Genomic DNA, 26,064 nt, shown 5'->3' with positions numbered 1-26,064 from the left:
CGTCGGCGTGCGGACTGTGGAGTAACCGACCGGAAGTGGCAGAGTCTCCCTGTGCACTCCGTCCCTCGAGAACTGACCCGCATCGCCATCGTCAACCGTGGAGAAGCGGCGATGCGCCTGATCCACGCCGTACGCGATGTCAACGCCCGCCGCGCCCTCGACGGCGTCGCCGATCCGCTGCAGACGATCGCGCTCCACACCGACGTCGACAGCGGTGCCGCGTTCGTCCGTGAGGCCGACGAGGCGCACTTCATCGGACTCGCCGCGGACCGGCCCTATCTCGATCTCGCGGCGCTCGAGCGCGCACTGGTCGACACCCGTGCCGACGCGTGCTGGGTGGGTTGGGGATTCGTCGCGGAGGACCCGGCGTTCGCCGAGTTGTGCGAGCGCCTCGGCATCACCTTCATCGGCCCGTCGGCGGAGGCCATGCGGCGGCTCGGGGACAAGATCGGCTCGAAGCTGATCGCCGAGGAGGTCGGTGTCCCGGTCGCACCGTGGAGCCGTGGCGGAGTGGACACCCTGCAGGACGCCCTCGACGCAGCCGAGCGGGTCGGCTATCCGCTGATGCTCAAGGCGACCGCCGGCGGCGGCGGTCGCGGCATCCGCAAGGTGACCGGTCCTGCCGAGTTGGAGGACGCCTACCAGCGCACTCGCGATGAGGCCGAGCGAGCGTTCGGCAGCGGCGTCGTGTTCCTGGAGAAGCTCGTCACCGGCGCACGACACGTCGAGGTGCAGGTGATCGCCGACGGTCAGGGCACCGCCTGGGCGGTCGGAGTCCGCGACTGCTCGGTCCAGCGACGCAACCAGAAGATCATCGAGGAGTCCGCGTCCCCGCTGCTGGACGAGGAGCAGGCCGCCGAACTCAAAGGCGCCGCAGAGCGATTGGCGCTCGCGGTCGACTACCGAGGCGCCGGCACGGTCGAGTTCCTCTACCACCCGCAGGACCGGACGTTCGCGTTCCTGGAGGTCAACACCCGGCTGCAGGTGGAGCACCCCATCACCGAGACCGTGACCGGCCTGGATCTGGTCGCACTGCAGCTGCAGGTCGCCGCGGGCGGACGCCTCACCGGGGAACGCCCCCTCGAGCGCGGGCATGCCGTCGAGGCGCGCCTCAACGCCGAGGACCCGGACCGCGACTTCGCGCCGGCGCCGGGTCGAATCACCCGCCTGGAGCTCCCGGCCGGGCCGGGCATCCGGGTCGACACCGGTGTCAGCGAGGGCGACACGATCCCGGCAGACTTCGACTCGATGATCGCCAAGATCATCGCGCACGGTTCCGACCGGTCCGAGGCGCTCGCGCGCCTGCGGCGGGCGATGGAGGAGATCACCGTCATCATCGAGGGCGGTGTCACGAACAAGAGCTTCGTGCTCGAACTCCTCGGGCAGCCCGAGGTCACCCGGGGCGAGCCCGACTGGGCGGACACCGGCTGGATCGACCGGGTGCGCGCCGCGGGCGGTCTCTCGGATCACCCGCACGCGGGCATCGCGCTGGTGGCCGCCGCGATCGAGGGGTATGCCGAGCGCGAACACGCCGAGATCGCCGGGTTCCTCGACACGGCATACGGCGGCCGCCCGCAGCTGCACCACGACCCGGACAGCACCACCGAGCTGAAACTGCGCGGGGAGACCTTCACGGTTTCGGTGCGTCGGGTCGGCCCGAACGACTACGCGGTGGGCATCACGAACGGCGCCGCGACCCAGAACGTCGCCGCCTCGATCGAGCGGTTGGACGAGGTGCACAGCCGGTTGACCGTCGACGGCGAGGCGTTCCGGCTGGTCAGCGCGTCACACGGTCCGACCCTGCTGATCGAGGTCGCCGGGGTGACCCATCGGGTCAGCCGTGACGAGGGCGGCGTCATGCGGGCACCCGCGCCCGCGCTGGTCGTCGCCACACCGGTCGCGGTCGGCGACGAGGTCGCCGCCGGCGAGCCGGTCCTCGTGCTGGAGTCGATGAAGATGGAGACGGTGCTGCCGGCGCCGTTCACCGGTCGGGTCCGCGAGGTGCTGGTGCGAGCCGGCACGCAGGTCGAAACCGGTTCTCCGCTGGTCAGATTGGAGCCGACGGGCGACGACACCGAGGACCAGCTGGAGGTCTCCGGCACCGACCTGGGGCTGCCGACCGACGACCGGGTGCGCACGCGCGAGGAGCGTGACGCCGCGGCGATGGCCACCATGCGCTCCGCGCTCATGGGGTATGACGTCAGCCCCGACGACCGCCTGAGCACGCTGCGCGCCTACCTGGACGAGCGCGGTACGACGGCGGCTCCCAGCGCCGACGAACTCGCGCTGCTGGACATGTTCGCGGACTTCGCCGAGCTCAGCCGCAACCGGCCGGCACGCGACGAGTCGCACTCCGAGTTGCGCGTGCACAGTGCACGCGAGCACTTCCAGACCTACCTGCGCACCCTCGATCTGGACCGCGGCGACCTGCCGCAGTCCTTCCGTGACCGGCTGCTGCGCGTCCTGCGGCACTACGGCATCACCGAGCTGGACCGCACACCGCAGTTGGAAGAGGCGCTCTTCCGGATCTTCCTGGCACAGCAGGAGGTCAGCGACGTCGAGATCGCGATCCAGCTGTTGCGCAGCTGGTTGTCGGTTCCGGCTCCCAGCGACACCAGCAGCGCGCGTGCGTTGCTCGAGCGGGTGGTCCGCGCGACCCAGCGCCGCTTCTCGGTCGTGGGTGACCTGACCCGGTCGGTGCGCTTCCGCTGGTTCGACCAGCCGATCGTCGACGTCGAGCGCTCCAGCATCCTGGGCGGCGTGGCCGAAGAGGTGGCCGCGCTGACGGATCCCGCTGCGCCCGATAGGGATTCGCGTATCGCGGCCCTCACCGCCATACCCGAGCAGCTTGTCGGGTTCCTGCGTGATCGGCTGTATGCCGAGCCGAGCACGATCGACAGTGACTACGAGCCGCTGCTCGAGGTGCTGATCCGGCGTCACTACCTGGAGTACGACCTGCACGACCTGCAGGTGGCGCACGTCGGCGGCCGGCCGGTCGCGCGTGCTGAGTACCTCTCCGAGACGCACGGCCAGACGCGGGTGGTGACGACCGTCGCCGACATCGCTCAGCTGCGCGACGGGTCCGTGCGTGTGGCGGTCGACGACCAGCTCGCGACCGATCACGACAGCGTCGTCGAGATCTACGTGCGCTGGCCCGACCTGCCCGAACGCCCCGACCGGGCACGTGACCTGTTGCTCGACCTGCTGCCGGGGCTGTCGTTCGCGCGGCGACCGCGCCGCGTGTCGTTCGCGGTCTGCCCGGCCGCACCACGTGCGGTCGACTACTTCACCTTCCGGCCGGCTGCGGACGGCAACGGCTGGGTCGAGGACGATCTGGTCCGCGGGATGCACCCGATGGTCGGTCGTCGCCTGAACCTCTGGCGGCTGCGCGAGTTCGACGTGACGCGGCTGGAGGCACCGGAGGACGTGCTGCTGCTCGACTGTGTCGCGCGCAGCAACCCGGCCGATCGACGGCTGGTGGCGCTCGCCCAGGTACGCCAGATGGCCGTGGTGCGCGACGACGACGGTGCGGTCGTGGCGTTGCCGCACGCCGAGCGTGCGGTCGAGAACTGCCTCGAGGCGATCCGCCGGGTCCGGGCGTCGCACGGTGGCGGGAAGACCCCGCTGGACGTCAACCACGTCTGGGTGACGGTCTGGCCGCCGGTCGAGGCCGACATCGAGCACCTGGCCGCCCTGCAGGCGAAGATCACCCCGCTCACCGAGGGCGCGGGCATCGAGGAGGTGCTGGCCCAGGGTCGTGTCGAGGGCGCGGACGGTACGCCTAACCCGATCGCCATACGCTTCCACGCCACGCCGGGCGCCGGTGTGGCCGCGGACGTCATCGAGCCGCCGACGACCCCGCTCGCTCCGCTGGACGACTACGCCGCCAAGGTGCTGCGCGCACGGCGGCGCGGGATGGTCTACCCCTACGAGCTCGAACCGACACTGGCGGGGTCCGGTTCGTTCGTCGAGTACGACTTCGACGACGACGGCACCCTGGTGCCGGTCGACCGGCCGCGTGGTCAGAACACCGCCGGCATCATCGTCGGGGTCGTCAACACCCCGACCGACCTCTACCCGGAGGGCGTCACCCGGGTGGTGCTCGCCGGTGACCCGATCAAATCGCTCGGGGCGTTGTCGGAGGCCGAGTGCAGCCGGGTCGTCGCGGCGATCGATCTCGCCGAGCGGATGCGGGTGCCGGTGGAGTGGTTCGCGGTGTCCGCGGGTGCGCGGGTGTCGATGACCAGCGGCACCGAGAACATGGACTGGGTCGCGGTCGCGCTCAAGCGGATCGTGGAGTTCACGCAGGACGGCGGCGAGATCAACATCGTCGTCGCCGGCATCAACGTCGGCGCGCAGCCCTATTGGAACGCCGAAGCCACCATGCTGATGCACACCAAGGGCATCCTGATCATGACTCCGGACAGCGCGATGGTGCTGACCGGCAAGCAGACGCTGGACTTCGCCGGGAGCGTGTCGGCCGAGGACAACCACGGCATCGGCGGCTACGACCGGGTGATGGGTCCCAACGGTCAGGCCCAGTACTGGGTGCCGGACCTCGCGCGGGCACTGATGGTGCTGATGCAGCACTACGACCACACGTATGTCGTGCCGGGGGAGTCCGGGCCGCGGCGTGCCGCGACGGCCGACCCGGTCGATCGGGACATCTCCGACAGCCCGCACGACGGGGACTTCGCGACGGTGGGGGACATCTTCTCCGCCGAGCTCAACCCCGACCGGAAGCGCGCCTTCGACATACGCAGCGTGATGCGTGCGGTCGCCGATCAGGATCACCAGATGCTCGAACGCTGGGCGAGTATGGCGGACGCAGAGACCGCCGTCACGGTCGACACCCGCATCGGCGGATACCCCGTGTCGTTGATCGGCATCGAGTCCAAACCCGTTGCGCGACAGGGCTTCCCACCCACGGACGGGCCGGACACCTACACGGCGGGCACGCTGTTCCCGCGGTCGTCCAAGAAGGTCGCCCGCGCGATCAACGCCGCATCGGGCAACCGGCCGGTGGTGGTGCTCGCGAACCTCTCCGGCTTCGACGGGTCACCGGAGTCGATGCGCAACCTGCAGTTGGAGTACGGCGCCGAGATCGGTCGGGCCATCGTCAACTTCCAGGGCCCGATCGTGTTCTGCGTGATCTCGCGCTACCACGGCGGCGCGTTCGTGGTCTTCTCCAAGCGACTCAATCCGCAGATGACGGTGCTGGCCGTCGACGGCTCGTTCGCATCGGTGCTCGGCGGCGCTCCCGCGGCAGCGGTGGTCTTCGCCGGAGAGGTCGCGAAACGGGCGGCAGCGGACCCGGCCCTGGCCGAGCTGCAGCAGCGCTTCGACGGCGCCGGTGTCACCGAACGCGCAGCATTGCGAGTCGAACTCGACGAACTGCAGGCCAACCTGCGAGCGGCCAAGATCGCCGAGGTCGCCGCCGAGTTCGATGGTGTGCACAGCATCCATCGCGCCGTCCAGGTCGGCTCGGTCGACGAGGTCATCGCCGCCGGTGAGCTGCGTCCGAAGATCATCGCGGCCCTCGGTCGCGGCCTGGGGAGCTGAACGAGCCTCGACCGCTAGCGGGCGGCGAGGTACTCCCGGCCGGTCTGCGCCTCGATCTGCACGCCGCCGGATATCGCTGGCGCAGAAGCTGTTTCGACCTTCTTGCCGACCAGCGGTATCCGGGCGCGCAGGTCGCCCAGGACGTGCATGTTCGTGATGTCGCCGGCCGGGGTCAGCTGGATGTGGCCGACGAAGTTGATCGGCAGGCCACCCAGCGACACATCGATGTCCGCGGTGCGGGCGCCGTCGTCGGACGGTTGTCCCCATCGCTGAATCTCGATGACGGTCAAGGTCTTTCCGACGATCCGGGAGACGTTCTCCGGCAAGCCGTCCGTCGCCATCTCGCGGTGCGTCTCGATCACCTGGACGCCGGCCTCCTCGGTGACCGACACCGAGTGGCTCAGGGCACCGGTGGCGACACACTTCGCCTCCTGGAACGCCGGGTCGAGCAACATCGCGACCACCCGATCAGCCGGGGCGTCGTAGCTCCACGTCTCCTCGATCTTCATGGGCGCACCGTACCGGCCAAGTCGTCGTTCGTGAGTCGGCAGCCACTGATTGCGGCGATGGCCGCCGAATACTTCATATGCCGCAGCGTAGTCGGAACCTCGCGGTCAGCCGCGCAATGTGGTCGCCGCAGCCAACCGTGCCGCGTGTTCGGCACGCACGACGCGTCCCAGGACCTGCTCCGCGCCACCCGACACGGCACCGGCCATCGCGTCGGTCAGGCGGCGGGACTCGGTGCGCAGCGTGTCCGCGAGCGCGCGCAGCGCACTCGCCAGCCGGTCGAGCGCGGCGGCGATCTCGTTGCCCTGCACCGTGATCGGCTCGTGCGGACAGGTCGCGGCCACGCGCGTCACGGAGTGCGCGATGCGGTGCAACTCACTGGCGGCGACCTCGAGACCGGCGGGATCGGCCGGGATGCTCCCGGCATACACCCGGTCGGCGAGTCGGCGACTGGCGTGCGCCGGACCGTCGGCCGGCGGTTCCTCGAGCACCGGGTCGGGCAGCCCGGAGCAGGGCGCACCCCGATGCTGTATGTCGGCCAGCGCGTCGTGCCAGCGCAACAGTGCCTCGGCCGACCGTTCGATGGCTTCGGCGATGGCGTCGGCGGTCTCGAACTCGGCCGGATCGGTCTGGATGCTCAGCAATCGGGGCACCAGCAACGCGACTCCTCGGGTCCGGTCGCTGGTCTGCATCCTCGGCAGACTAACGCCGCGCGAGCCGTTCTGCGAAAGCTTGCCCACAAGCTGGCTCGGACCCCGTGTCCCGGGTGTGTTCTTCGCCACGCTCGGGTCTACTGTGAGCCGTGGGGCGACAACGACGTCGTTCCCGAAACCGTCGTGACGAGGGCCGAAGAACATCTATGTCCGTGGACAGCACTTCCCGTTCAGAAATCTTGCGTGAATGCGCTTCGGAGCAGCAGGGCGACACCCCGCCGTGGTTGCTCGACCGCTATTACCGCCACGTCGCCGACGACGACATCGTCGGCTACGGCCCGGATCGACTGCTCGGGACACTGCGGTCCCACCAGCAGCTCGCCGCCGACCGGGCGCCGGGCACCACGAAGGTGCGTATGTCGCACCCCACCGTCGAGACCGACGGATGGTCCTGCCCGTTCGCGATCCTGCAGATCGTCACCGACGACATGCCGTTCCTGGTCGACTCGGTGATCGCCGAGTTGTCCCGCCACGACCGTGCGGTGCACGCGTTGATCCACCCGCAGCTGTGGGTGCAGCGCGACGCCGCCGGACACCTGCAGCAGATCCATGACGCCGACGCGATGCCCGACACCGGTGCGGCGGCGCTCGCGCCGATCAGCGAGTCGTGGATGCACTTCGAGATCGACCTCGGAGCCGACGAGGAAGCCGACCGCCGGTTGGTGGCCGACATCGAGCGGGTCCTGGGTGACGTGCGTGTCGCCGTTGACGACTGGGCGAAGATGCACGCCGAGTGCGAGCAGGTCATCGCCGACCTGGACGGCTCCCGCCCGGAGCCGGTCCCGGCCCGCGCCGTCGAGCAGGCGCAGGGCTTCCTGCGCTGGCTGGCCGACAACCACTTCACCTTTCTGGGCTACCGCGAATACACCCTCGACACGGTCGACGGTGAGGACGTGCTGCGCACCGCACCCGGCTCCGGGCTCGGCATCCTGCGTTTCGACAAGCCGTCGTCGCAGTCGTTCGGCCGGCTCAGCCCACGCGGTCGGGCGATCGCGCGCAACCCGCAACTGCTGACCATCACCAAGGCCAACTCGCGAGCGACCGTGCACCGTCCGTCGTTCCTGGACTACATCGGCATCCGCACGTTCGATGCGCAGGGCAACGTGGTGGGGGAGAAGCGCTTCCTCGGCCTGTTCACCTCCAGCGCCTACACCGAGTCGGTCCGCCGGGTGCCCGTGGTGCGCGAGCGGGTCGCCAAAGTCCTTGCCCGCACAGGGTTCTCGCCGGACAGCCACTCCGGCAAGGACCTGCTCGAGGTCCTCGAGACCTACCCGCGGGACGAGCTCTTCCAGACCTCCAGCCAGGAGCTCTACGAGATCTCCACGACCGTGCTGCGCCTGCAGGAGCGTCGCCAGTCGCAGATGTTCCGCCGGGTCGACGAGTTCGGGCGGTTCGTCTCGGTGCTCGTCTACCTGCCCCGCGACCGGTACAACACCGGCGTCCGGCTCCGCATCGAGCGCATCCTGCGCGACGCGTATGACGCCGCGGCCGTCGACTACACCACGCGCATCGCCGATTCGCCGCTCGCGCGGATCCACTTTGTGGTCCGGCTGCGTCCGGGCGCCGATGTCCCTGAGGTCGACGAGGAGCACCTGCAGGAACAGTTGCTGGAGAGCAGCCGCACCTGGGGAGAGCGGCTGGGTGCCGTCGCCCACCAGGAGGACGGCGAGGACGCGTCCGCACGGGTGATGAGCCTCTACGCCCGGGCTTTCCCGGAGGCCTACAAGGAGGACTTCACCCCGCGTCAGGGCGTCGCCGACCTGCGTCGCATCGAAGCGTTGGAGTCGGACGACCACACCCTGCTGACGCTCTACCGCGAACCCGGTGCGGACCCGAGCGAGCGCCGGTTCAAGCTGTTCCGCCGGAACCCCGTCGTGCTCACCGACGTACTCCCGGTCTTCACCAACCTGGGTGTCAAGGTCACCGACGAGCGTCCCTACTCGATGAAGCGGGCCGACGGCGTCGTCGTGCACGTCTACGACTTCGGCCTGCGTGCCGAGGGCGAGGCCGACTGGGGCACCGACGACGCGTCGACCGCGGAGGTCCGCGACCGGTTCCAGACCGCGTTCAGCGACGCCTGGGAGGGCCACGCGGAGAGCGACGGCCTGGGCGCGCTCGTGTTGCACGCCGGGCTCAGCTCCCGGCAGGTCACGGTGCTGCGGGCGATCAGCAAATACCTGCGTCAGATCGGGTTCACCTTCAGTCAGAGCTACATCGAGCAGGCGTTGCGGGCCAACGCCGACCTCGCGCGTGACCTGACCGAGCTGTTCGAGGCCCGGTTCGACCCGCAGCAGCCCGACGCGTCCCGGGGCGAGACCGAGGCGCGCATCGTGGAGCGGGTCGAGGCCGCGCTCGAGGAGGTCAGCAGCCTGGACCACGACCGCATCATCCGCACGATGATGGGCGTCATCCGGGCAACGTTGCGCACCAACGCTTTCCAGCACGGTGAGGACGGCCGGCCGAGCCCGGTCATGAGCTTCAAGATCGACTGCGCCTCGGTGCCCGGGCTGCCCAGCCCGAAGCCGAAGTTCGAGATCTGGGTCTACGGCCCGCGGGTCGAAGGCGTGCACCTGCGCTTCGGCATGGTCGCCCGTGGTGGCCTGCGCTGGAGCGACCGACCGGAGGACTTCCGCACCGAGATCCTCGGCCTGGTCAAGGCCCAGATGGTCAAGAACGCCGTCATCGTGCCGACCGGGTCCAAGGGTGGTTTCGTCGCCAAGCGACTGCCCGACCCCAGCGACCGCGAGGCCTGGCTGGCCGAGGGCATCGCGTCATACAAGCTCTTCATCTCGGGGCTCCTCGACGTGACCGACAACCTCGTGTCCGGCGACGTCGTGCCGCCGAAGGACGTCGTGCGTCACGACGCCGACGACACCTACCTGGTCGTCGCGGCGGACAAGGGCACCGCGAGCTTCAGCGACATCGCCAACGGCGTGGCGCAGGACTACGGCTTCTGGCTGGACGACGCCTTCGCGTCCGGTGGCTCGGCCGGTTACGACCACAAGGCCATGGGCATCACCGCTCGGGGCGCCTGGGAGTCGGTCAAGCGGCACTTCCGCGAGATGGGCACCGACACCCAGACCCAGGAGTTCACCGTGGTCGGTGTCGGCGACATGAGCGGTGACGTCTTTGGCAACGGCATGCTGCTGTCCGAGCACATCCGGCTGGTAGCCGCGTTCGACCACCGGCACATCTTCCTCGACCCCGAGCCGGTCGCGGCCACCTCGTATGCCGAACGCCGCCGCCTGTTCGACCTGCCGCGGTCGTCGTGGGCCGACTACGACACGTCGCTGATCTCGCAGGGCGGCGGGGTCCACCCGCGGACCGCGAAGTCGATCCCGATCACGCCGCAGGTGCGCGCCGCGCTCGGTCTGGCCGGCGACGTCGTCAAGATGACGCCGAACGAACTCATGCGGGCCATCCTGCTGGCGCCGGTCGACCTGTTCTGGAACGGCGGCATCGGCACCTACATCAAGGCATCCTCCGAGACGGCCGCCGACATCGGTGACCGCGCCAATGACCAGATCCGGGTCAACGGCAACGCGCTGCGGATCAAGGTGATCGGCGAGGGCGGCAACCTGGGTGCCAGCCAGCTGGGTCGCATCGAGGCCGCCGAGCACGGGGTGCGCGTCAACACCGACGCGATCGACAACTCGGCCGGCGTGGACACGTCCGACCACGAGGTCAACATCAAGATCCTGGTCACCGACCTCATGCGCAAGGGCCGCTTCGACCTGGAGCAGCGCAACACCCTGCTGCACTCGATGACCGACGAGATCGCCGCGCAGGTGCTGCGCGACAACTACGAGCAGAACGTCCTGCTCGGCAACGCCCGCGCGCAGACCCACGCGATGCTGCCGGTGCACCAGCGGCTGATCCACTGGCTGGAGCAGCGTGGTGAGCTCAATCGTGAGTTGGAGTTCCTCCCCAGCGACGCGCAGATCGACCAACGGGCCAGTGCCGAGAGCGGCCTGACCTCACCGGAGTTCTCGGTCCTGGTCGCCTACGCGAAGCTGGCGCTGAAGGCCGATCTCAGCAAGTCCGAGCTCACCGAGGACCCGTGGTTCGAGGAGCGCCTGGCGTCATACTTCCCGAAGCCGATCCGCGAGCAGTACACCGCCGAGTTGGCCGAGCACCCGCTGCGCCGGGAGATCGTCATCAACCAGGTCGTCAACTCGATGATCAACCGCGGCGGCATCACCTTCGCCTTCCGGGTGGCCGAGGAGACCGGCGCCGGACCGGAGCAGATCGCCCGCGCGTTCGTGATCGCCCGTGAGGTCTTCGGGCTGACCGACTTCGTGACGCAGGTCGAGGCGCTGGACAACAAGGTGCCGACCGACTCCCAGACCGCTCTCTACCTGGAGTTCCGCCGGCTGCTGGACCGCGCCACCCGCTGGCTGGTGCACAGCCGGCCGGCCCGGCTGGACATCGCCGGCGAGATCGAGCGGTTCGGCCCGGTCGTGCGTGAGCTGACGCCGCAGCTGCCCGAGATGCTGCAGGGCTCCGAGCGTGAGCGCTGGCGGCTGCGTGGGGAGGAGATGAGCGTCGGCGGTGTCCCGGAGCAGCTGACCGGTTGGGCGGCGGCGCTGCTGGACTCCTACTCGCTGCTGGACATCACCGAGCAGGCCATCAGCACCGACACACCGGTCGCGGATGTGGCAGCGGTCTACTTCATGCTGTCCGAGCGGCTCGGGATCGACCGCATCCTGCAGGCCGTGTCGCGACTGCCGCGGGTGGACCGCTGGGACTCGCTGGCCCGTGGTGCCGTCCGTGACGATCTGTATGCCGTGCTCGACTCGTTCACGGCCGCCGTCATCGCGGACACCCCGGCCACCGAGACCGCGGACGAGCGGCTCACCCGTTGGGCCGAGGAGAACTCCGAGTCGATCAACCGTGCCCAGCAGGCGCTGGTCGGCGTCGCGGAGCTCGACGAGGCCGGGCTGGCACCGCTGTCGGTCGCGCTGCGCACGCTGCGTTCGGTGGTCCGGTCGGGTTCGGCCCGCTAGAGCACATCGCGCAGAGCGGCGTCCGGCGTATGCCGGGCGCCGCTCTCGCCATACCCGGTGCTGACTAGGCTCGGCGACGTGCCCTCGATGAACGACGTGCTGAGCGAGCACACCGACCTGGATCAGTCCGCGTGGGACTGGCTGCACCTGCTGGTCAGCGACTGGCAGCTGCTGGCCGACCTGTCCTTCGCGGACCTGGTGCTGTGGGTGCCCACCCGCGACGGAAGCTGGGTCGCCGCCGCGCACGTGCGCCCCACCACGGGCGTCGGCGTGTTCGTCAACGACGTCGTCGGCAGCCGGATCGATCACACCCGGCAGCGCACCGTCGTCCAGGCGTATGCCGGGCCGCAGATCATCCGGTCGCACTCGACCATGTGGCGCGACGACCTTCCGGTGCGTGAGGAAGCGATCCCGGTCGTGCAGCGTCGTACGGCCGTTGCCGTGCTGACGCGTCATACCAACCTGGCGTCGATGCGCACCCCGAGCCGGCTGGAGGTGACCTATCTGGCGACGGCCGACGCGCTGTCCCGGATGATCGCCTCGGGGGACTTCCCGAACCCGGCCGCGGCGCCGGCGAGCAGGCGAGGCGCGCCACGCGTCGGTGACGGCGTGCTGCGGCTGGACGCGGAGGGCAACGTCACCTACGCCAGCCCGAACGCCGTGTCGGCACTGCACCGGCTCGGACACGACGATCAGCTGGTCGGCGCGCGGCTCGCGTCGGCTTTGGGCCAGATCCTGCCCGAGCGGGGACCGGTCGACGAGGAGCTGATGATGGTGCTGACCGGCCGGGTCCCGTGGAGTACCGAGATCGAGTCACGCAGTGCCTACGTCAGCGCCCGGTCGATCCCGTTGTCCGAGGGCGGTCACCGCACCGGAGCGGTGCTGCTCGTGCGGGACGTCAGTGAGGTGCGCCGGCGCGAGCGGGAGCTGCTCAGCAAGGACGCGACGATCCGGGAGATCCATCACCGGGTGAAGAACAACCTGCAGACCGTCGCCGCCGTGCTGCGTCTGCAGGCCCGCCGGTTGGACGACCCCGAGGCGCGTGCTGCCCTCGCGGGGGCGGTGCGACGGGTCGGCACCATCGCCGCGGTCCACGAGACGCTCAGCGGCGGCTGGGACGAGTCCACCCCGTTCGACGAGATCGCCACGGGTGCGCTGCGCTCGGCGGTCGAGATCAGCAACCGGTCGCAGGAGCGGGTGAGTGCACGACTGACCGGCACGTTCGGCTCGTTGCACGCCGAGGATGCGACCGCCGTGGCGATGGTCGTCGCCGAGCTGGTGCAGAACGCCATCGAGCACGGCTTCGCCACGCACGGTGGACAGGTGACGCTCGATGCCGAGCGGTCGACCAGCACCGACGGAGAGGACCTGCTGCGGGTGACCGTCACCGACGACGGCGCGGGTCTGCCCGAGCGCTTCGACCCGGCGCGGTCCGGGCTCGGCATCCAGATCGTGCGATCGTTCGTGCAGGACCTGCGCGGGGAGATCAGCTGGTCACGGATCGAGCCGCACGGAACGCAGGTGCGGTTCGTGGCGCGGCTGCGGGAGGAGCCTTAGCCTGCGCGGCGGGCGCGGGCGTTGCGGCGCTTGAGCGCGCGGCGCTCGTCCTCGGAGAGGCCACCCCACACACCGGCGTCCTGGCCGGACTCGAGAGCCCACTTCAGGCAGGTGTCGATGACCTCGCAGCGACGGCACACCTGTTTGGCGTCCTCGATCTGCTGCAAGGCGGGTCCCGTGTTGCCGATGGGGAAGAACAGCTCCGGGTCCTCGTCCAGGCATGCAGCGCGATCGCGCCAATCCATGTGGTTCTGCTCCTTGCTCCAGATGCGCGTGCCGAAAGCACGTGCATCAACGAATCGGTGGTGTGTCAGGCCGCGACTTGGGGGTGCCCGAGTGCGGATGTTCGTGTCGGCGGACCGGGACTTATCCAAGTGTTCGTCTCGGGTAACGCCCGTGCGCCATACGCTGTTCCCAACTTTCACAGATACGAACAACAATCCACAAGCGCTTTGACCAAGAATTTCCCTATCGAAGGTGAGTTGTCCGTCACACGGTCACCGCGGCGGTGGGGTCGGTCACGCCGCAGGGTGGCGGGCGTCATACGGTGCATGCCGTGACGACGCCCCGGATGCCCCGACCCACCTGGCGGATCCCCGCTGCGCTCCTCGCCCTGCAGACGGTGGTGCTGGTGATCCTCGCCGTCGTGCTGCTCGTGGAGTCCGTCTCCGGCGGCACCGACAACGGCGGCCGCGCGGCCACGGAGGGCGCGACGGTGCTCGCGCTCGGCGTGTGCTGTGGTCTGCTCGCCTGGGGGTTCTGGCGGGAGCGGAGCCTGGCGCGCACACCGTCGCTGTTGTGGAACGCCCTGGGGGTGATCGTCGGGTTCACCGTCGCGACGAACGGCGCCCCCGCCATCGGGGTGGTGGTCATCGTCGCGGCAGTGGCGACCTTCGTGGCGACGCTGCGCGTGCCGGCCTACGACCTGGACGAGGGCGAGTAGGTCACATCCGCGCTGCGAGCAACTGCAGGATCAACGGCATGATCTGCTGCTGCACGATCTGGCCCGAGTCGAAGCCGTCACCGTCGAGTGAGTAGAAGCCGTCGTAGGTGATCTTCAGCTGCATGGCGGTGCGACCATTGCCGATGACGGTGTTGTAGGTAGGTGCTCCGCCATCACCTGGCTCGATGCTCAGTCGCTGGGTCTTGAACGACCCGTCCTTGTAGTAGGTGTGGCCGTCCTGTGGTTTGCCACCGGCCCCGGTGTAGACGGTGCGGTCACTGGACCGCTTGCTGTCGTATGCCGTGAGGACGGAGTCCTCGGTGCCCACCGACGTGATGGTGAGAGTGATGGTGTTCTGGGTCGCGCTGTCGGAGTTGGAGTCACCCTTCAGCGACGGTGTGACGACGAGCTTGGTCGGACCGTCCGGGGTGAAGCCGATCTTGGTGGCGTCGGGGAAGATGCCGATCAGCTCCTTGATCGACAGCAGCCGCCCGGCGACCGGCCAGTCGGACTGTGCGACACCGCCGTCGCTGATCGGCGGGTCATAGACCGGGAGCTTCGGATCGAGGACCAGCTTGCGGCCCGCACTGTTGGCGACGACGACGCCGGGGGAGTCCCACTGACCGGGCTTGTCGGTCTTGTACGGCTCGTGCGGCTTGGGTCCGTCGCTGGTGCTCGACGCGGAGGCGGCGCCACTGCCGCTGCCACCGCATCCGGTGAGCGCGGAGACGGCGAGGACACTGGCGGCGGTCACGAGGGCGAGGCGTTTCATGCGGCTGCCTTTTCGGTGGTGGTGAACTTGGCCCCGAGCAACTGGACCAGGGCGGGCACGACGGTGGTGCGGTAGAGCCGTCGGGACTTCAGGTAGTCGGAGTTCAGGTGGGTGAAGCCGATGCCGCTGAACCAGATCTCGCCGGCGACGTCACCGTGCTGCATCAGCACCTTGGTGGTGGTTCCGTCGGTGTATGCCGCAGACGTGCCGAACGATTTGTTGGGGTAAAAGGTATACAGCCCAGGGCGTTTCGCGGATCGGGCCCGCGCCTGTGCGAGCTCCTTGGACCACTCCTTGCCGATCTGCTGGGGTAGTCCGAAGCCGCGGATGTTGATCATCAGCTTGCTGCGGTCGTCATCGGATTCACCCGAGATGCGCAGGTTCAGGGTGCACGTGGTCGACTTCTTGGTCGACCCACCGTCCGGCAGGCTGCCGGTGTGGCACGTGGTTGCGGTGACGTCGGTGAGACCGGGCACGACCTGTCGCAACTCGGCCTGGGTGAACACCTCGGTGGCCGACGGCCACGTGTCGTCCATCGGTTTCTTCCCGGTGCGATCGACCTTGACGCCGAAGTGGCCGGACGGCGTGATCATCCTGGCCGCGGGCGGTGCGGCACCCTCCGGCGCCGCCGGGGGACTGTATGGCGTGACGGTCGGTGTCGGCTTCGCCTTGGTGGACCGGCTGGACGGGTGCGATGCGCTGGGTGCGGCCGCCGGAGTGCCGGCGTTGCCCGCGGCATACGCGGTGTATGCCGGCACGGTCACCGCGACGGCGACGGCGAGCCCGGTCGCGAGAGCGAGGCGGCGCTGTTTCGGGGTGCTCATGCGGGGTCCCTGCGAAGTATTCGGAGGAGCGAAGCGGGGGAGAAACTTCGTGGGGTGCTCATGCGTACTTCCTCGGCATCCGGTCGGCAAGATCCTTGGCGAGCACCGGGAAGATGCCAGTGAGCATGGTGTTGCGCGAGTCGCTCAGCGAGTTGAATCCGTTGAAGGTCACGTTGATCCAGGCGGCGATGTTGCCGTCCGAGATCAGCACCGAGGACTGGTTGTTGTCCAGGTAGTAGCTGCCCTTGGCGCTGAACGAGCCGCTGGTGTAGTAGCGCTCGCCGGCTTTGCGGGACGAGAAGTTCTTGTTGCGCTCCGCGGTCCACAACTCGCTGACCTTCTCGTCCGCGCCGATCGTGACGATGGAGACGTCGATCGAGTTCGTGTAGCCGCCACCGTCCTTGAGCGCGATCGACCAGGGGCAGGAAACGCTCTTGTCGGTGTGGGCCGGGCCGTTGGCGCCCTTGACGCACTTCCCCAATGTCACGGACGTCGCCTCGGGGATCGCACCCTTGAGCTGGTCGGAGGTGAGCACACTGTCCGCACTCGGCCACTGCGACGACGGGACGTTGGGATCATCGGGCTTGGCGAGGGTGAACGACCAGGGGGCGCCGCCGGAGACGACCTTGCGGTCGGAGCCCTTCCCGGGCAGCTTCTGCGCGATCAGCCCGTCCTGTGCGGAGTTCTCGGTCCATGGCGGAGCCGCCTTGGTGCCGCCGCTGCTGCCGCCGCACCCGGCCACCAGGCCGACACCGACAACGATCGAGGCTGCGACGTATGCCGCGCGCGCCCTGGCCATGAAATGCACTTCCCTTGTTGTCGGCTCTTGAAGTCGGCTCTTGTCATCGGCTCGGTGGATCGGCTCCCGACCACCGCACGGTGACGCCATTATGACCCGAGCAGCGGCCGATGGGTTCCAACGGCCTGGGCGCGGCCCGGTCAGCGCAGTTCCAGCAGCACGTCGCCGCCCTCGACCAGCGCCTGATCGGGTATGCCGAGCCGGTGGACCCGCCCGTCCGCCGGTGCGGTGATCGCGGCCTCCAGCTTCATGGCCTCGATGACGGCCAGCACGTCGCCGGCGCGCACGTGGTCGCCCACCGCGACGGCGAATGTCACCACACCACCGAACGGCGCGGTGATGCCGCCGAGCGTTTCGGGATCTCGGCGGCCACTGACGTGCGCGACATCCAGCGAGCGCGGGACGACGTGCAACGAACGAGCCATGGCCCGACCTTACGGGGTCGGGCCATGGCTGTCGTGCGGAGCTGCTGAGGTGTCAGCCGACGTGAACTGCGGCTTCCTCGGTGGCCAGCTCGGTGTGCTTGATGTTCAGCAGGGTGAGGACCAGCACGGTGCCGATCAGCAGCATGCCTGCGGCGAACCAGAAGGCGTGCGTCGAGCCGTAGGTCTGCGCCTGCAGCGCGGCCTGATGCGTCGCGTCGGCGATCTGACCCTTGGTCGGAGTCTGACCGGCGGCGGTCGCCTTCTCCATGGCGGCCTGGCCCGCAGCCGCGAGCTCGTTGCCCTTCTGTGTGGCGTAGTGCGTGAACACCGTTGTCAACGCGGCAATCCCGACAGCTCCTCCGATTTGCTGCGCGGTGTTGAGCGCGGACGCAGCCGCCCCCGAGTCGTCCTTCTTCACGCCGGCGGTGGCGGTGATGGTCAGCGGGATGAACAGGAAGCCCATGCCGAAGCCCATGACCAGCACCCACGGCAGCAGGTGGGACGCGTAGCCGCTGTCGGTCGACAGCTGGGTGAATCCCCACATCGCCGCTGTGGTCAGCACGCCACCGAAACCGGACAGCCAGCGGGGGTCGACCCGTCCGGCCAGGTTGGAGGCGATGCCTGCGGCGGCGATGATGCCGACGCTGAACGGCAGGAACGAGAAGCCCGACTTCACCGGCGAGTAGCCCAGCACCTGCTGGATGAACAGGCCGAGGAAGAAGAACATCGAGAACATCCCGGCGCCGATCAGCAGCATCGAGAAGAGCGACACGGCGCGGGTGCGGTCGGTCAGGACGCGCAGCGGCAGCAGCGGGTGCTTGACCCGGCTCTCCACCAGGACGAAGACCGCGAGGATCACCAGTCCGCCGATCAGCGGGAAGAGCGTCTCGAAGTCGCCCCACGAGGAGCCCTGCTGTCCGGCGTGCGACAGGCCGTAGACGATGCCGAAGAGACCGATGGTGCCGGTCACCGCGCCCCAGATGTTGAGCGAGCCGTCATTGCCCTCGGACTCGACCAGCACTCGCGGAGCGAGCGCGGCAACGACGAGACCGATCGGCACGTTGATGAAGAACGTCCAGCGCCAGTCGGCTTCGGTGAGCAGTCCACCGAGGATCAGACCGACGGCTGCGCCGGCTCCGGACATGGCGGCATACACGGCCATGGCGCGGTTGCGCTCCTTCCCGGCCGGGAAGGTGGTGTTGATCAGGGCGAGTGCGGCAGGTGACGCCAGCGCCGCGCCGGCGCCCTGCAGGGCGCGGGCCGCCAGCAGCAGTGCACCACTGGGTGCGATGCCACCGATGAGCGAGGCGATCGCGAAGACGGCGACGCCGACCATGAACATGCGGCGGCGGCCGAACAAGTCGCCCAGTCGTCCGCCGAGCAGCAGCAGGCTGCCGAAGGACAGGGCGTATGCCGTCACGACCCATTGCACGCTGGACTGCGTGAAGTCCAGGTCGGTCAGGATGTGCGGAGTGGCGATGTTCACGATCGTGCCGTCCAGCACGATCATCAACTGCGCCATGGCGATCACGATGAGCGCCACGGTGAGGTTGGTCTTCCTCGGGGTGGCCTTCTCTTCGGACACCACGTCGACGATTGCGGTCATCGGGTGTTCCTTCCGGTGATGGGTGCCCGACTATCAACAGGCACAGGAGTATTCGGCCGGCGACCGGATGTGATCGTCGGTTGACTATGGGGGTGTGTTCGCTCAGCCGGCCGCCGGGTGGCGGTCGTTGGTGCTGTTACAGATATGTCGAACGAAGTCGCTCTGTTTCGACACTCAGAGCTAAACGGATCTTGCGGACTACTGCTGTCCGCTGTCGGTGTGGCTGTCCGTCACGCTGGCCCGGCAGGCCGGGAGCAGGACTTGTTCGATGGTGGAGGTGATGAACGGCTCGTCCGGACACAGGCCCGTCGTCATCACCCGGTAGGCGATGGCGGACGGCAGGATGCCGGCGAGTTGGTCCACGTCGGCGCCCGCGCCGATTTCCCCGCGGTGCTGGGCGCGCACGATCACGTCACGAAGCTGTGCCATGCGCGGCTTCATGAAGCGCTCGTTGAAGACCGTGGTGAGTTCGGGGTCCCGATGGATCGCGGAGACGACGGCGCCGAAGAGCAGCGTCGACTTCTCGTTGAACTCCTGGTCGTCGCAGAAGTGGAAGGTGAGGTCGCCCGCCAGGCTGCCGGTGTCCGGCAGGCCGTTCGGGTCCTCGCCGCCCTGTGCCTTGAGGTGCTCCAGTGCGCTCACGACCAGGTCGGCCTTGGTCGGCCACTTCCGGTAGAGAGTCGCCTTGCTGGCGCGTACCTTGCCGGCCACTGCATCGAAGGTCATCCGGTCGTAGCCGACCTCGATGAGTGTGGCGATGACGCCTTCCAGGATCTCCGCCTCGCGGTCACCTTCGACGCGCGGCTTGGTGCCGACTTCGGCGATGTTCGCGGAGGCGTTCATTGCGGTGTTCCTTCCCTGGCGGAGTAGGTCATCGAGGAGCAGTCTTCCTGATCTTCGATGAAACGAAACTGTTTCGTTCTATGCCAAGGTAGACCTCCGCGTTTCCCGAGCGCAAGTCATTTCGGTCCGGGGTCGTGTGATCTGAGTCGCATCGATTGTCTATCGAGGGCTGGCGATCGGCCCCGTACGGCGGGGGAGTAGGTTGCTGGGCGCAACCTGACAGTGCGGTCTTGGAGGAACTAGTGGCGCGAGCACGCGGCGAGATCGTCGGCTGGGCGAAGCACCGAACGGCGGTCGAAGACCTGCGGCGTCAGTTGGCGGCGATGCCCGCCGACGCTCCGGTTCGACTGGCGAAGAAGACCTCCAACCTGTTTCGTCCTCGGGAGGCGAATCCTGTTCCCGGGCTTGATGTTTCGCGGCTGAACGGCGTTGTCGAGGTGGACCCGCGGGCCGGCACCGCCGACGTGCAGGGGATGACGACCTACGAGGACCTCGTCGACGCGACGTTGCGGTACGGACTGATGCCGTATGTCGTGCCGCAACTGCGGACGATCACCCTGGGCGGTGCGGTCACCGGGCTTGGGATCGAGTCGTCGTCGTTCCGCAACGGGCTGCCGCACGAGTCGGTCCTCGAGATGGACGTGTTGACCGGTGCGGGCGAGATCGTCACCGCCAGCGACGACAACGAGCACGCCGACCTCTTCCGGGCGTTCCCCAACTCCTACGGATCGCTCGGCTACTCGGTGCGGCTCAAGATCAGGCTGGAGCGGGTGGCGCCCTACGTCCATCTGCGGCACGTGCGATTCGGCACGATCGACGAACTCATCGAGACGCTCGGCCGGGTGCTCCAGGAGCGCACGTATGACGGCGAGGACGTGGAGTTCGTCGACGGCGTCGTGTTCTCGCGGGACGAGTCCTACCTGGTGCTCGGCGGGTGGGCGAGTTCGGCGCCATACACCTCCGATTACACGGGTCAGCAGATCTTCTACCGGTCCATCCAGCAGCGCAGTGACGACTACCTGACGGTGCACGACTACATCTGGCGTTGGGACACCGACTGGTTCTGGTGCAATCGGGCGTTCGGCCTGCAGAAGCCGGCGGTGCGCCGCGTGGTGCCCAAGCGCTACCTGCGCAGCGACGTCTACGGGAAGGTCATCCGCTGGGAGAACCGGCACGGATACTTCGCCAAGCTGGACGCGATGAAGGGCAAGCTGCCCCGCGAGCGTGTCGTCCAGGACGTCGAGGTGCCGCTGGAGCGCACGCAGGATTACCTCGACTGGTTCCTCGACAATGTCCCGATCGAGCCGATCTGGTTGTGCCCGTTGGCTGTTCGGGATCAGGACCACGGCGATCAGCCCTGGCCGCTCTACCCGCTCAAACGGGGAGAGCAGTACGTCAACGTCGGGTTCTGGTCGACCGTCGAGATCCGCCCGGACCGGGCCGACGGCGATGTCAACAAGGACATCGAGCGCGTCGTCCACGACCTGGGTGGCCACAAATCCCTCTACAGCGATGTCTACTACGACGAGGAGACCTTCTGGGGTCTCTACGGTGGGGACACGCTGAAGGCGGTCAAGAGCAAGTACGACCCGGACGGGCGGTTGCCCGATCTCTACACAAAGGCGGTGAAGCGGCGATGACCCTGAGCATCGGCGAGATTTCCGACCGGATCTTCGGCACCGACGTGCCCTTCGCGGTGAAGGCGTACGACGGCTCCCGCGGTGGAAATCCGGACGCGGTCGTGACGATCGACATCTCCAACGAGAAGGCACTGCGCTACCTCGTGACGGCTCCCGGGGAGCTGGGACTGGCGCGTGCCTACATCACCGGCGATCTGGTCGTCGAGGGCATCGACCCGGGCGACCCGTACGACTTCCTCGCGCTCTTCCTGGACGGTTTCGCGCCCAAGCGGCCGCCGGCCGGTGAGATGGCCGAGATCCTGAAGTCGTTGGGGCCGAAGGCTTTCCGGGTTCCCGAGCTGCCGGCGCAGGAATCGCTCCCGCAATGGCGCCGGATGGCCGAGGGGTTGCGCGGCCTGCGGCATTCACGCAAGCGGGACGCGGCCGCGATCCACCACCACTACGACGTCAGCAACGACTTCTACGAGCTGGTGCTCGGACCGACGATGGCCTACACCTGCGCGTGCTACCCGGACGCGGACGCCAGCCTCGAGCAGGCTCAGGAGCACAAGTTCGACCTGGTCTGCAAGAAGCTCGGACTCCGGCCGGGCATGCGACTGCTCGACATCGGCTGTGGCTGGGGCGGCATGGTCAAGCACGCGGTGCAGCACTACGGCGTGACCGCGTTGGGTGTGACCCTCTCGGCCGAGCAGGCGTCGTGGGCACAGCAGCACCTGAAGGAGAACGGCCTCGACGACCGCGCCGAGGTGCGCCACGGCGACTACCGCGACATCACCGAGACCGGTTTCGATGCGGTGAGCTCCATCGGGCTGACCGAGCACATCGGCGTCAAGAACTACCCGAGCTACTTCAAGTTCAACTACGACAAGCTCAAGGTCGGCGGCCGGATGCTGAACCACAGCATCACCCGACCGGACAACAAGGCGCCGGCGCTCACCCGCGGAGGGTTCATCAACCGCTACGTCTTCCCCGACGGGGAGATCACCGGGGTCGGCACGATCATCACGGCGATGGAGGACCAGGGCTTCGAGGTCCGGCACAGCGAGGACCTGCGCGAGCACTACGCCCGCACGACCCGCGCATGGTGCAGGAACCTCTCGGCCAACTGGGACGAGTGCGTGCGTGACGCCGGCGAGCAGACGTCACGTGTCTGGGGCCTCTACCTGGCCGGGTCGGCGATCGGCTTCGAGCGCAATCACATCCAGTTGCACCAGGCGCTCGGTGAGAAGGTCGCGCCCGACGGACGGGCGGCATACCCGCTGCGTCCGGACTTCGGGGTCTGAGTCAGCCGAAGTCGCCCGGGGCGTCACCCGGCAAGGAATCGGTTCGCGTCGGTGAACGTTGAACCGTATGCTGCAACGCACAACTGAACAGTGGACGATGGTTCGTACTTGACCCGGGGGTGATCGGTTTCGACGTTGATCGCCGTCGTAGGGGAAGCGGGCCGAGGATGCACGGTTATCTCGTTAACGCTCCGTGCAAAACCAATAGGTGCCGACTCAAAGCGCACCGACTTCGCCCTCGCCGCCTGAGCGAGCCTCGAAGTCCGTCAGCCTGAGCTAGTTCTCGACTCAGTGTCTGGCGTCAGCTAGAGGACTTGCTGTGTCGTCACGCCGAGGGACGACACGGGACTCTTACTCGGCTGGGCCTGTCAGGGAACGTGTGCGTGCGAGCCCTGGGGCCGAGAAAATCCTCAGCGCACTGCGCCCGGAGAAGCCTTACCTCGCCGCCAGCGGACGCGGGTTCGATTCCCGCCACCTCCACAGGAGCCATCGACCACCACGACACCGCAACCGGATTCGTCCGGTTGCGGTGTTTTCGTATCCCCACGCCGGGCGCCGTCCGCACCTACGATGGCGACAGCCGAGCGAGAGGATCCCCATGCGGGTCGGAGTCGTCAGGGAAGCTGCCGAGGGGGAGACCCGGGTCGCTGCGACACCTGCCACCGTCCGTGAGTTGCGCAAGCTCGGATACGACGTGGTCGTCGAGCACGATGCGGGCGCCCGGGCCAGCTTCGCCGATGAGGCGTATGCCGAGGCCGGAGCGGACGTCGGCGACGCCGGGCAGGCGGACATCGTCCTGGGCGTCAATGCGCTCTCGCCCGAGCAGCTCGACAGACTGCACCCGGGCGCGACCGTCGTCGGCATACTCGCTCCACGGCTGCACCCGGACCTGGTGGAGGACCTCGCGCGGCGGCCGATCACCGCGCTCTCGCTCGATGCGGCGCCGCGCATCTCCCGGGCGCAGTCGCTGGACGTGCTGTCCTCGATGGCCAACATCGCCGGCTACCGCGCGGTCGTCGAGGCGGCGCACAGTTTCGGCCGGTTCTTCACCGGTCAGGTGACGGCGGCCGGGAAGGTTCCCCCGGCGAAGGTGCTGGTGTGCGGGGCCGGCGTCGCAGGTCTCGCCGCGATCGGCACCGCGGTTTCGCTCGGTGCGATCGTTCGTGCCACCGATCCTCGCCCGGAGGTCGCCGACCAGGTCAAGTCCCTTGGTGGCGAATACCTTTCGATCGAGGACCCGAACGCCGAAGTCTCCGCCACGGGCTATGCCAAGGAGATGGGCGACGACTACAAGGAGCGCGAGGCGCAGCTGTATGCCGAGCAGGCGGCGGACGTCGACATCATCGTGACGACGGCGCTGATCCCCGGGCGGCCGGCGCCGCGGCTGATCACCGCGGACATGGTGTCGTCGATGCGCTCCGGAAGCGTCATCGTCGACATGGCCGCAGCCAACGGCGGCAATGTCGAGGGATCCGTGGCGGGCGAGCTGATCGTCACCGAGGGCGGTGTCACGATCATCGGCTACACCGATCTTGCCGGCCGGTTGCCGGCTCAGGCGTCCCAGCTCTACGGCACCAACCTGGTCAACCTGCTGAAGCTGCTCACACCCGCCAAGGACGGCGTGCTGGTCATCGACGAGGACGACGTCGTACAGCGCTCCATCCTGGTCGTACGCGACGGCGAGCTGCGCTGGCCACCACCGGCCGTCCAGGTGTCCGCGGCGCCCCCACCGGGCACGCCGGACCAGCGACCCGCGGCGCAACCGGAGAAGCAACCCCTGACGCCGGGTCGGCGCCTGACCGGTGTCCTGGCGGTCGCGGTAGTCCTCTTCGTCCTGTTGGCCATCTCGCCGGAAGCGTTGACGGTGCACCTGACGGTCTTCGCGCTGGCGATCGTCATCGGCTACTACGTGATCCGCAATGTGCACCACGCTTTGCACACACCGCTGATGTCGGTCACCAACGCCATCTCGGGCATCATCGTCGTCGGCGCGTTACTGCAGATCGGACAGCACGACACGGCGATCACGATCGTCTCGTTCGCCGCCATCCTGCTCGCGTCGATCAACGTCTTCGGCGGATTCGCGGTCACCCGCCGCATGCTCGGAATGTTCGCGCGGTCATGATCAGTGTCGCTACCGCCGCCTCCGCGGCATACATCGTCGCCGCCCTGCTCTTCATCCTCGCGCTCGACGGACTGTCCCGGCACGAGACCGCCAAGGTGGGCAACACCTTCGGCATCGCCGGTATGACGCTCGCGCTCGCGGCCACCATCGCGCTCGCGATCGACCGGGACATCCAGGGCTCCGGCCTCGCCCTGCTGGTCGTCGCGATGATCATCGGCGCCGCGATCGGGCTGTGGCGGGCACGCGTCGTCGAGATGACCGGTATGCCGGAGCTGATCGCGCTGCTGCACTCGTTCGTCGGGCTGGCCGCGGTCCTGGTCGGCTGGAACGGCTACTTGTCGGTCGAGAACGACCCGCACGGTGCCGAGGCCGCGCACCTGGATGCGTTGTCCACGCTGGGGATTCACCACGCCGAGGTCTTCATCGGTGTTTTCGTCGGCGCGGTCACCTTCACCGGTTCGGTGATCGCGTTCCTCAAGTTGTCCGCCCGGATGCCGTCGAAGCCACTGGTGCTGCCGGGCAAGAACCTGCTCAACCTGGGTGCGCTGATCCTGTTCGTCGCACTGACGGTCTGGTTCTGTGTGCAGCCGCAGCTCTGGTTGCTCGTCGTCGTCACGCTGCTGGCGCTCGCGCTCGGCCTGCACCTGGTCGCCTCCATCGGTGGTGGCGACATGCCGGTCGTGGTGTCGATGCTGAACAGTTACTCCGGGTGGGCCGCCGCGGCGTCGGGTTTCCTGCTCGAGAACGACCTGCTGATCGTGACCGGTGCGCTCGTCGGCTCCTCCGGTGCCTACCTGTCCTACATCATGTGCCAGGCGATGAACCGTTCGTTCCTGTCGGTGATCGCCGGTGGCTTCGGCATCGAGGCCGGGCCGGCGACCGGTGGCGACCTCGGTGCGCACCGGGAGACGAGTGTCGCCGAGGTCGCCGAGTTGCTGTCGACAGCGAGCTCGGTGGTGATCGCCCCCGGTTACGGCATGGCCGTCGCGCAGGCCCAGTACGGCGTCGCCGAGCTGACGAAAACCTTGCGGGACAAGGGCGTCCAGGTCCGGTTCGCCATACATCCGGTCGCCGGGCGACTGCCCGGACACATGAACGTGCTGCTCGCCGAGGCCAAGGTGCCCTACGACATCGTGCTCGAGATGGACGAGGTCAACGACGACTTCGCCACGACCGACGTGGTGCTGGTGATCGGGGCGAACGACACCGTCAACCCGGCAGCAGCCGAGGACCCGGGATCGCCGATCGCCGGTATGCCGGTGCTGCGTGTCTGGGAGGCGACCGACGTCATCGTCCTCAAGCGATCGATGGCTTCCGGGTATGCCGGAGTACCCAACCCGCTGTTCCACCGCGACAACGCCGGGATGCTGTTCGGCGATGCGAAGGATCAGGTGACGGCGATCATCGCCGGTCTGCGGTGACGGTCGGGAGAATCCGGACGACCCCCGGTGACACGCAC

At 68.2% G+C, this 26,064-nt stretch carries 17 protein-coding genes and 1 other RNA gene; 9 read left to right on the top strand and 9 right to left on the bottom strand.

Annotated features, from left to right (window positions below; translation table 11 throughout):
* Positions 1 to 51 precede the first annotated feature (51 nt).
* On the top strand, positions 52 to 5,562 hold the full coding sequence (locus tag ACZ50J_RS15990; protein ID WP_464298141.1) for an ATP-binding protein: 5,511 nt from the start codon (positions 52 to 54) through the stop codon (positions 5,560 to 5,562).
* A gap of 14 nt (positions 5,563 to 5,576) precedes the next feature.
* Here ACZ50J_RS15990 and ACZ50J_RS15985 read toward each other — a convergent pair whose 3' ends face one another.
* Together ACZ50J_RS15985 and ACZ50J_RS15980 are read right to left on the bottom strand one after the other, a co-directional pair.
* Positions 5,577 to 6,071 carry a DUF2505 domain-containing protein gene (locus ACZ50J_RS15985; protein WP_464298140.1) on the bottom strand — a complete coding sequence of 165 codons (495 nt, stop codon included), beginning with the start codon at positions 6,069 to 6,071 and terminating at the stop codon, positions 5,577 to 5,579.
* Positions 6,072 to 6,176: 105 nt separating this feature from the next.
* Positions 6,177 to 6,761: a hypothetical protein gene (locus ACZ50J_RS15980; RefSeq protein WP_464298139.1), complete on the bottom strand. Its 585-nt coding sequence runs from the start codon at positions 6,759 to 6,761 to the stop codon at positions 6,177 to 6,179.
* A gap of 200 nt (positions 6,762 to 6,961) precedes the next feature.
* Here ACZ50J_RS15980 and ACZ50J_RS15975 point away from each other — a divergent pair, with 200 nt between their 5' ends.
* Positions 6,962 to 11,788, top strand: a complete 4,827-nt coding sequence (locus tag ACZ50J_RS15975) for an NAD-glutamate dehydrogenase (protein ID WP_464298138.1) — start codon at positions 6,962 to 6,964, stop codon at positions 11,786 to 11,788.
* A gap of 87 nt (positions 11,789 to 11,875) precedes the next feature.
* Positions 11,876 to 13,345 (top strand): sensor histidine kinase, encoded by a 1,470-nt coding sequence (locus ACZ50J_RS15970; protein ID WP_464301361.1) that lies wholly within the window; start codon positions 11,876 to 11,878, stop codon positions 13,343 to 13,345.
* Here ACZ50J_RS15970 and ACZ50J_RS15965 read toward each other — a convergent pair.
* Positions 13,342 to 13,590 carry a WhiB family transcriptional regulator gene (locus ACZ50J_RS15965; protein ID WP_123270792.1) on the bottom strand — a complete coding sequence of 83 codons (249 nt, stop codon included), beginning with the start codon at positions 13,588 to 13,590 and terminating at the stop codon, positions 13,342 to 13,344. The two genes, ACZ50J_RS15970 and ACZ50J_RS15965, sit on opposite strands and share 4 nt — an antisense overlap.
* Before the next feature lie 311 nt (positions 13,591 to 13,901).
* Here ACZ50J_RS15965 and ACZ50J_RS15960 point away from each other — a divergent pair, with 311 nt between their 5' ends.
* Positions 13,902 to 14,288, top strand: coding sequence for a hypothetical protein (locus ACZ50J_RS15960; RefSeq protein WP_464298137.1), 387 nt, complete (start codon positions 13,902 to 13,904; stop codon positions 14,286 to 14,288).
* A 1-nt stretch (position 14,289) separates the two neighbouring features.
* On the opposite strand, the gene ACZ50J_RS15955 is transcribed toward ACZ50J_RS15960, so the two are convergent.
* From ACZ50J_RS15955 to ACZ50J_RS15930, 6 genes are all read right to left on the bottom strand, one after another.
* The gene (locus ACZ50J_RS15955) at positions 14,290 to 15,060 is read right to left on the bottom strand and encodes a hypothetical protein (protein WP_464298136.1); all 771 of its coding nucleotides are present in this window, start codon (positions 15,058 to 15,060) and stop codon (positions 14,290 to 14,292) included.
* Positions 15,057 to 15,884, bottom strand: coding sequence for a hypothetical protein (locus ACZ50J_RS15950; RefSeq protein ID WP_464298135.1), 828 nt, complete (start codon positions 15,882 to 15,884; stop codon positions 15,057 to 15,059). Before ACZ50J_RS15950 ends, ACZ50J_RS15955 begins: the two co-directional genes overlap by 4 nt.
* 58 nt (positions 15,885 to 15,942) lie before the next feature.
* Positions 15,943 to 16,683, bottom strand: a complete 741-nt coding sequence (locus ACZ50J_RS15945) for a hypothetical protein (RefSeq protein ID WP_464298134.1) — start codon at positions 16,681 to 16,683, stop codon at positions 15,943 to 15,945.
* 140 nt (positions 16,684 to 16,823) lie between these two features.
* Complete coding sequence (locus ACZ50J_RS15940; RefSeq protein WP_464298133.1) at positions 16,824 to 17,108, bottom strand: biotin/lipoyl-containing protein; 285 nt, start codon at positions 17,106 to 17,108, stop codon at positions 16,824 to 16,826.
* 52 nt (positions 17,109 to 17,160) lie between these two features.
* Entirely contained in the window at positions 17,161 to 18,714 is a 1,554-nt protein-coding gene (locus tag ACZ50J_RS15935) for a DHA2 family efflux MFS transporter permease subunit (protein ID WP_464298132.1), read from the bottom strand.
* A 198-nt stretch (positions 18,715 to 18,912) separates the two neighbouring features.
* Complete coding sequence (locus ACZ50J_RS15930) at positions 18,913 to 19,557, bottom strand: TetR/AcrR family transcriptional regulator (RefSeq protein ID WP_464298131.1); 645 nt, start codon at positions 19,555 to 19,557, stop codon at positions 18,913 to 18,915.
* A 230-nt stretch (positions 19,558 to 19,787) separates the two neighbouring features.
* Here ACZ50J_RS15930 and ACZ50J_RS15925 point away from each other — a divergent pair, with 230 nt between their 5' ends.
* The 5 genes from ACZ50J_RS15925 to pntB all read left to right on the top strand — a co-directional run bounded on the left by ACZ50J_RS15925 (position 19,788) and on the right by pntB (position 26,026).
* Entirely contained in the window at positions 19,788 to 21,197 is a 1,410-nt protein-coding gene (locus ACZ50J_RS15925; RefSeq protein ID WP_464298130.1) for an FAD-binding oxidoreductase, read from the top strand.
* Positions 21,194 to 22,480 carry a class I SAM-dependent methyltransferase gene (locus ACZ50J_RS15920; RefSeq protein WP_464298129.1) on the top strand — a complete coding sequence of 429 codons (1,287 nt, stop codon included), beginning with the start codon at positions 21,194 to 21,196 and terminating at the stop codon, positions 22,478 to 22,480. The genes ACZ50J_RS15925 and ACZ50J_RS15920 overlap by 4 nt, the downstream gene beginning before the upstream one ends.
* Before the next feature lie 115 nt (positions 22,481 to 22,595).
* Positions 22,596 to 22,963, top strand: a transfer-messenger RNA (tmRNA) gene (gene ssrA / locus ACZ50J_RS15915).
* 115 nt (positions 22,964 to 23,078) lie between these two features.
* Positions 23,079 to 24,605: a Re/Si-specific NAD(P)(+) transhydrogenase subunit alpha gene (locus ACZ50J_RS15910; RefSeq protein ID WP_464298128.1), complete on the top strand. Its 1,527-nt coding sequence runs from the start codon at positions 23,079 to 23,081 to the stop codon at positions 24,603 to 24,605.
* Positions 24,602 to 26,026, top strand: a complete 1,425-nt coding sequence (pntB, locus tag ACZ50J_RS15905) for a Re/Si-specific NAD(P)(+) transhydrogenase subunit beta (protein ID WP_464298127.1) — start codon at positions 24,602 to 24,604, stop codon at positions 26,024 to 26,026. Before ACZ50J_RS15910 ends, pntB begins: the two co-directional genes overlap by 4 nt.
* Positions 26,027 to 26,064: the final 38 nt, after the last annotated feature.

This window comes from Flexivirga sp. G2 (genome assembly GCF_055397625.1).
This window is presented reverse-complemented; position numbering and strand designations above follow the sequence as displayed.

Excerpts from the sequence above, each read along its gene's own strand:
- ACZ50J_RS15985 (WP_464298140.1), bottom strand. The coding sequence starts at position 6,071 with ATGAAGATCGAGGAGACGTGGAGCTACGACGCCCCGGCTGATCGGGTG.
- ACZ50J_RS15980 (WP_464298139.1), bottom strand. The coding sequence starts at position 6,761 with ATGCAGACCAGCGACCGGACCCGAGGAGTCGCGTTGCTGGTGCCCCGA.
- ACZ50J_RS15970 (WP_464301361.1), top strand. The coding sequence starts at position 11,876 with ATGAACGACGTGCTGAGCGAGCACACCGACCTGGATCAGTCCGCGTGG.
- ACZ50J_RS15965 (WP_123270792.1), bottom strand. The coding sequence starts at position 13,590 with ATGGATTGGCGCGATCGCGCTGCATGCCTGGACGAGGACCCGGAGCTG.
- ACZ50J_RS15955 (WP_464298136.1), bottom strand. The coding sequence starts at position 15,060 with ATGAAACGCCTCGCCCTCGTGACCGCCGCCAGTGTCCTCGCCGTCTCC.
- ACZ50J_RS15950 (WP_464298135.1), bottom strand. The coding sequence starts at position 15,884 with ATGAGCACCCCGAAACAGCGCCGCCTCGCTCTCGCGACCGGGCTCGCC.
- ACZ50J_RS15945 (WP_464298134.1), bottom strand. The coding sequence starts at position 16,683 with ATGGCCAGGGCGCGCGCGGCATACGTCGCAGCCTCGATCGTTGTCGGT.
- ACZ50J_RS15940 (WP_464298133.1), bottom strand. The coding sequence starts at position 17,108 with ATGGCTCGTTCGTTGCACGTCGTCCCGCGCTCGCTGGATGTCGCGCAC.
- ACZ50J_RS15935 (WP_464298132.1), bottom strand. The coding sequence starts at position 18,714 with ATGACCGCAATCGTCGACGTGGTGTCCGAAGAGAAGGCCACCCCGAGG.
- ACZ50J_RS15930 (WP_464298131.1), bottom strand. The coding sequence starts at position 19,557 with ATGAACGCCTCCGCGAACATCGCCGAAGTCGGCACCAAGCCGCGCGTC.
- ACZ50J_RS15920 (WP_464298129.1), top strand. The coding sequence starts at position 21,194 with ATGACCCTGAGCATCGGCGAGATTTCCGACCGGATCTTCGGCACCGAC.
- ACZ50J_RS15910 (WP_464298128.1), top strand. The coding sequence starts at position 23,079 with ATGCGGGTCGGAGTCGTCAGGGAAGCTGCCGAGGGGGAGACCCGGGTC.
- pntB (WP_464298127.1), top strand. The coding sequence starts at position 24,602 with ATGATCAGTGTCGCTACCGCCGCCTCCGCGGCATACATCGTCGCCGCC.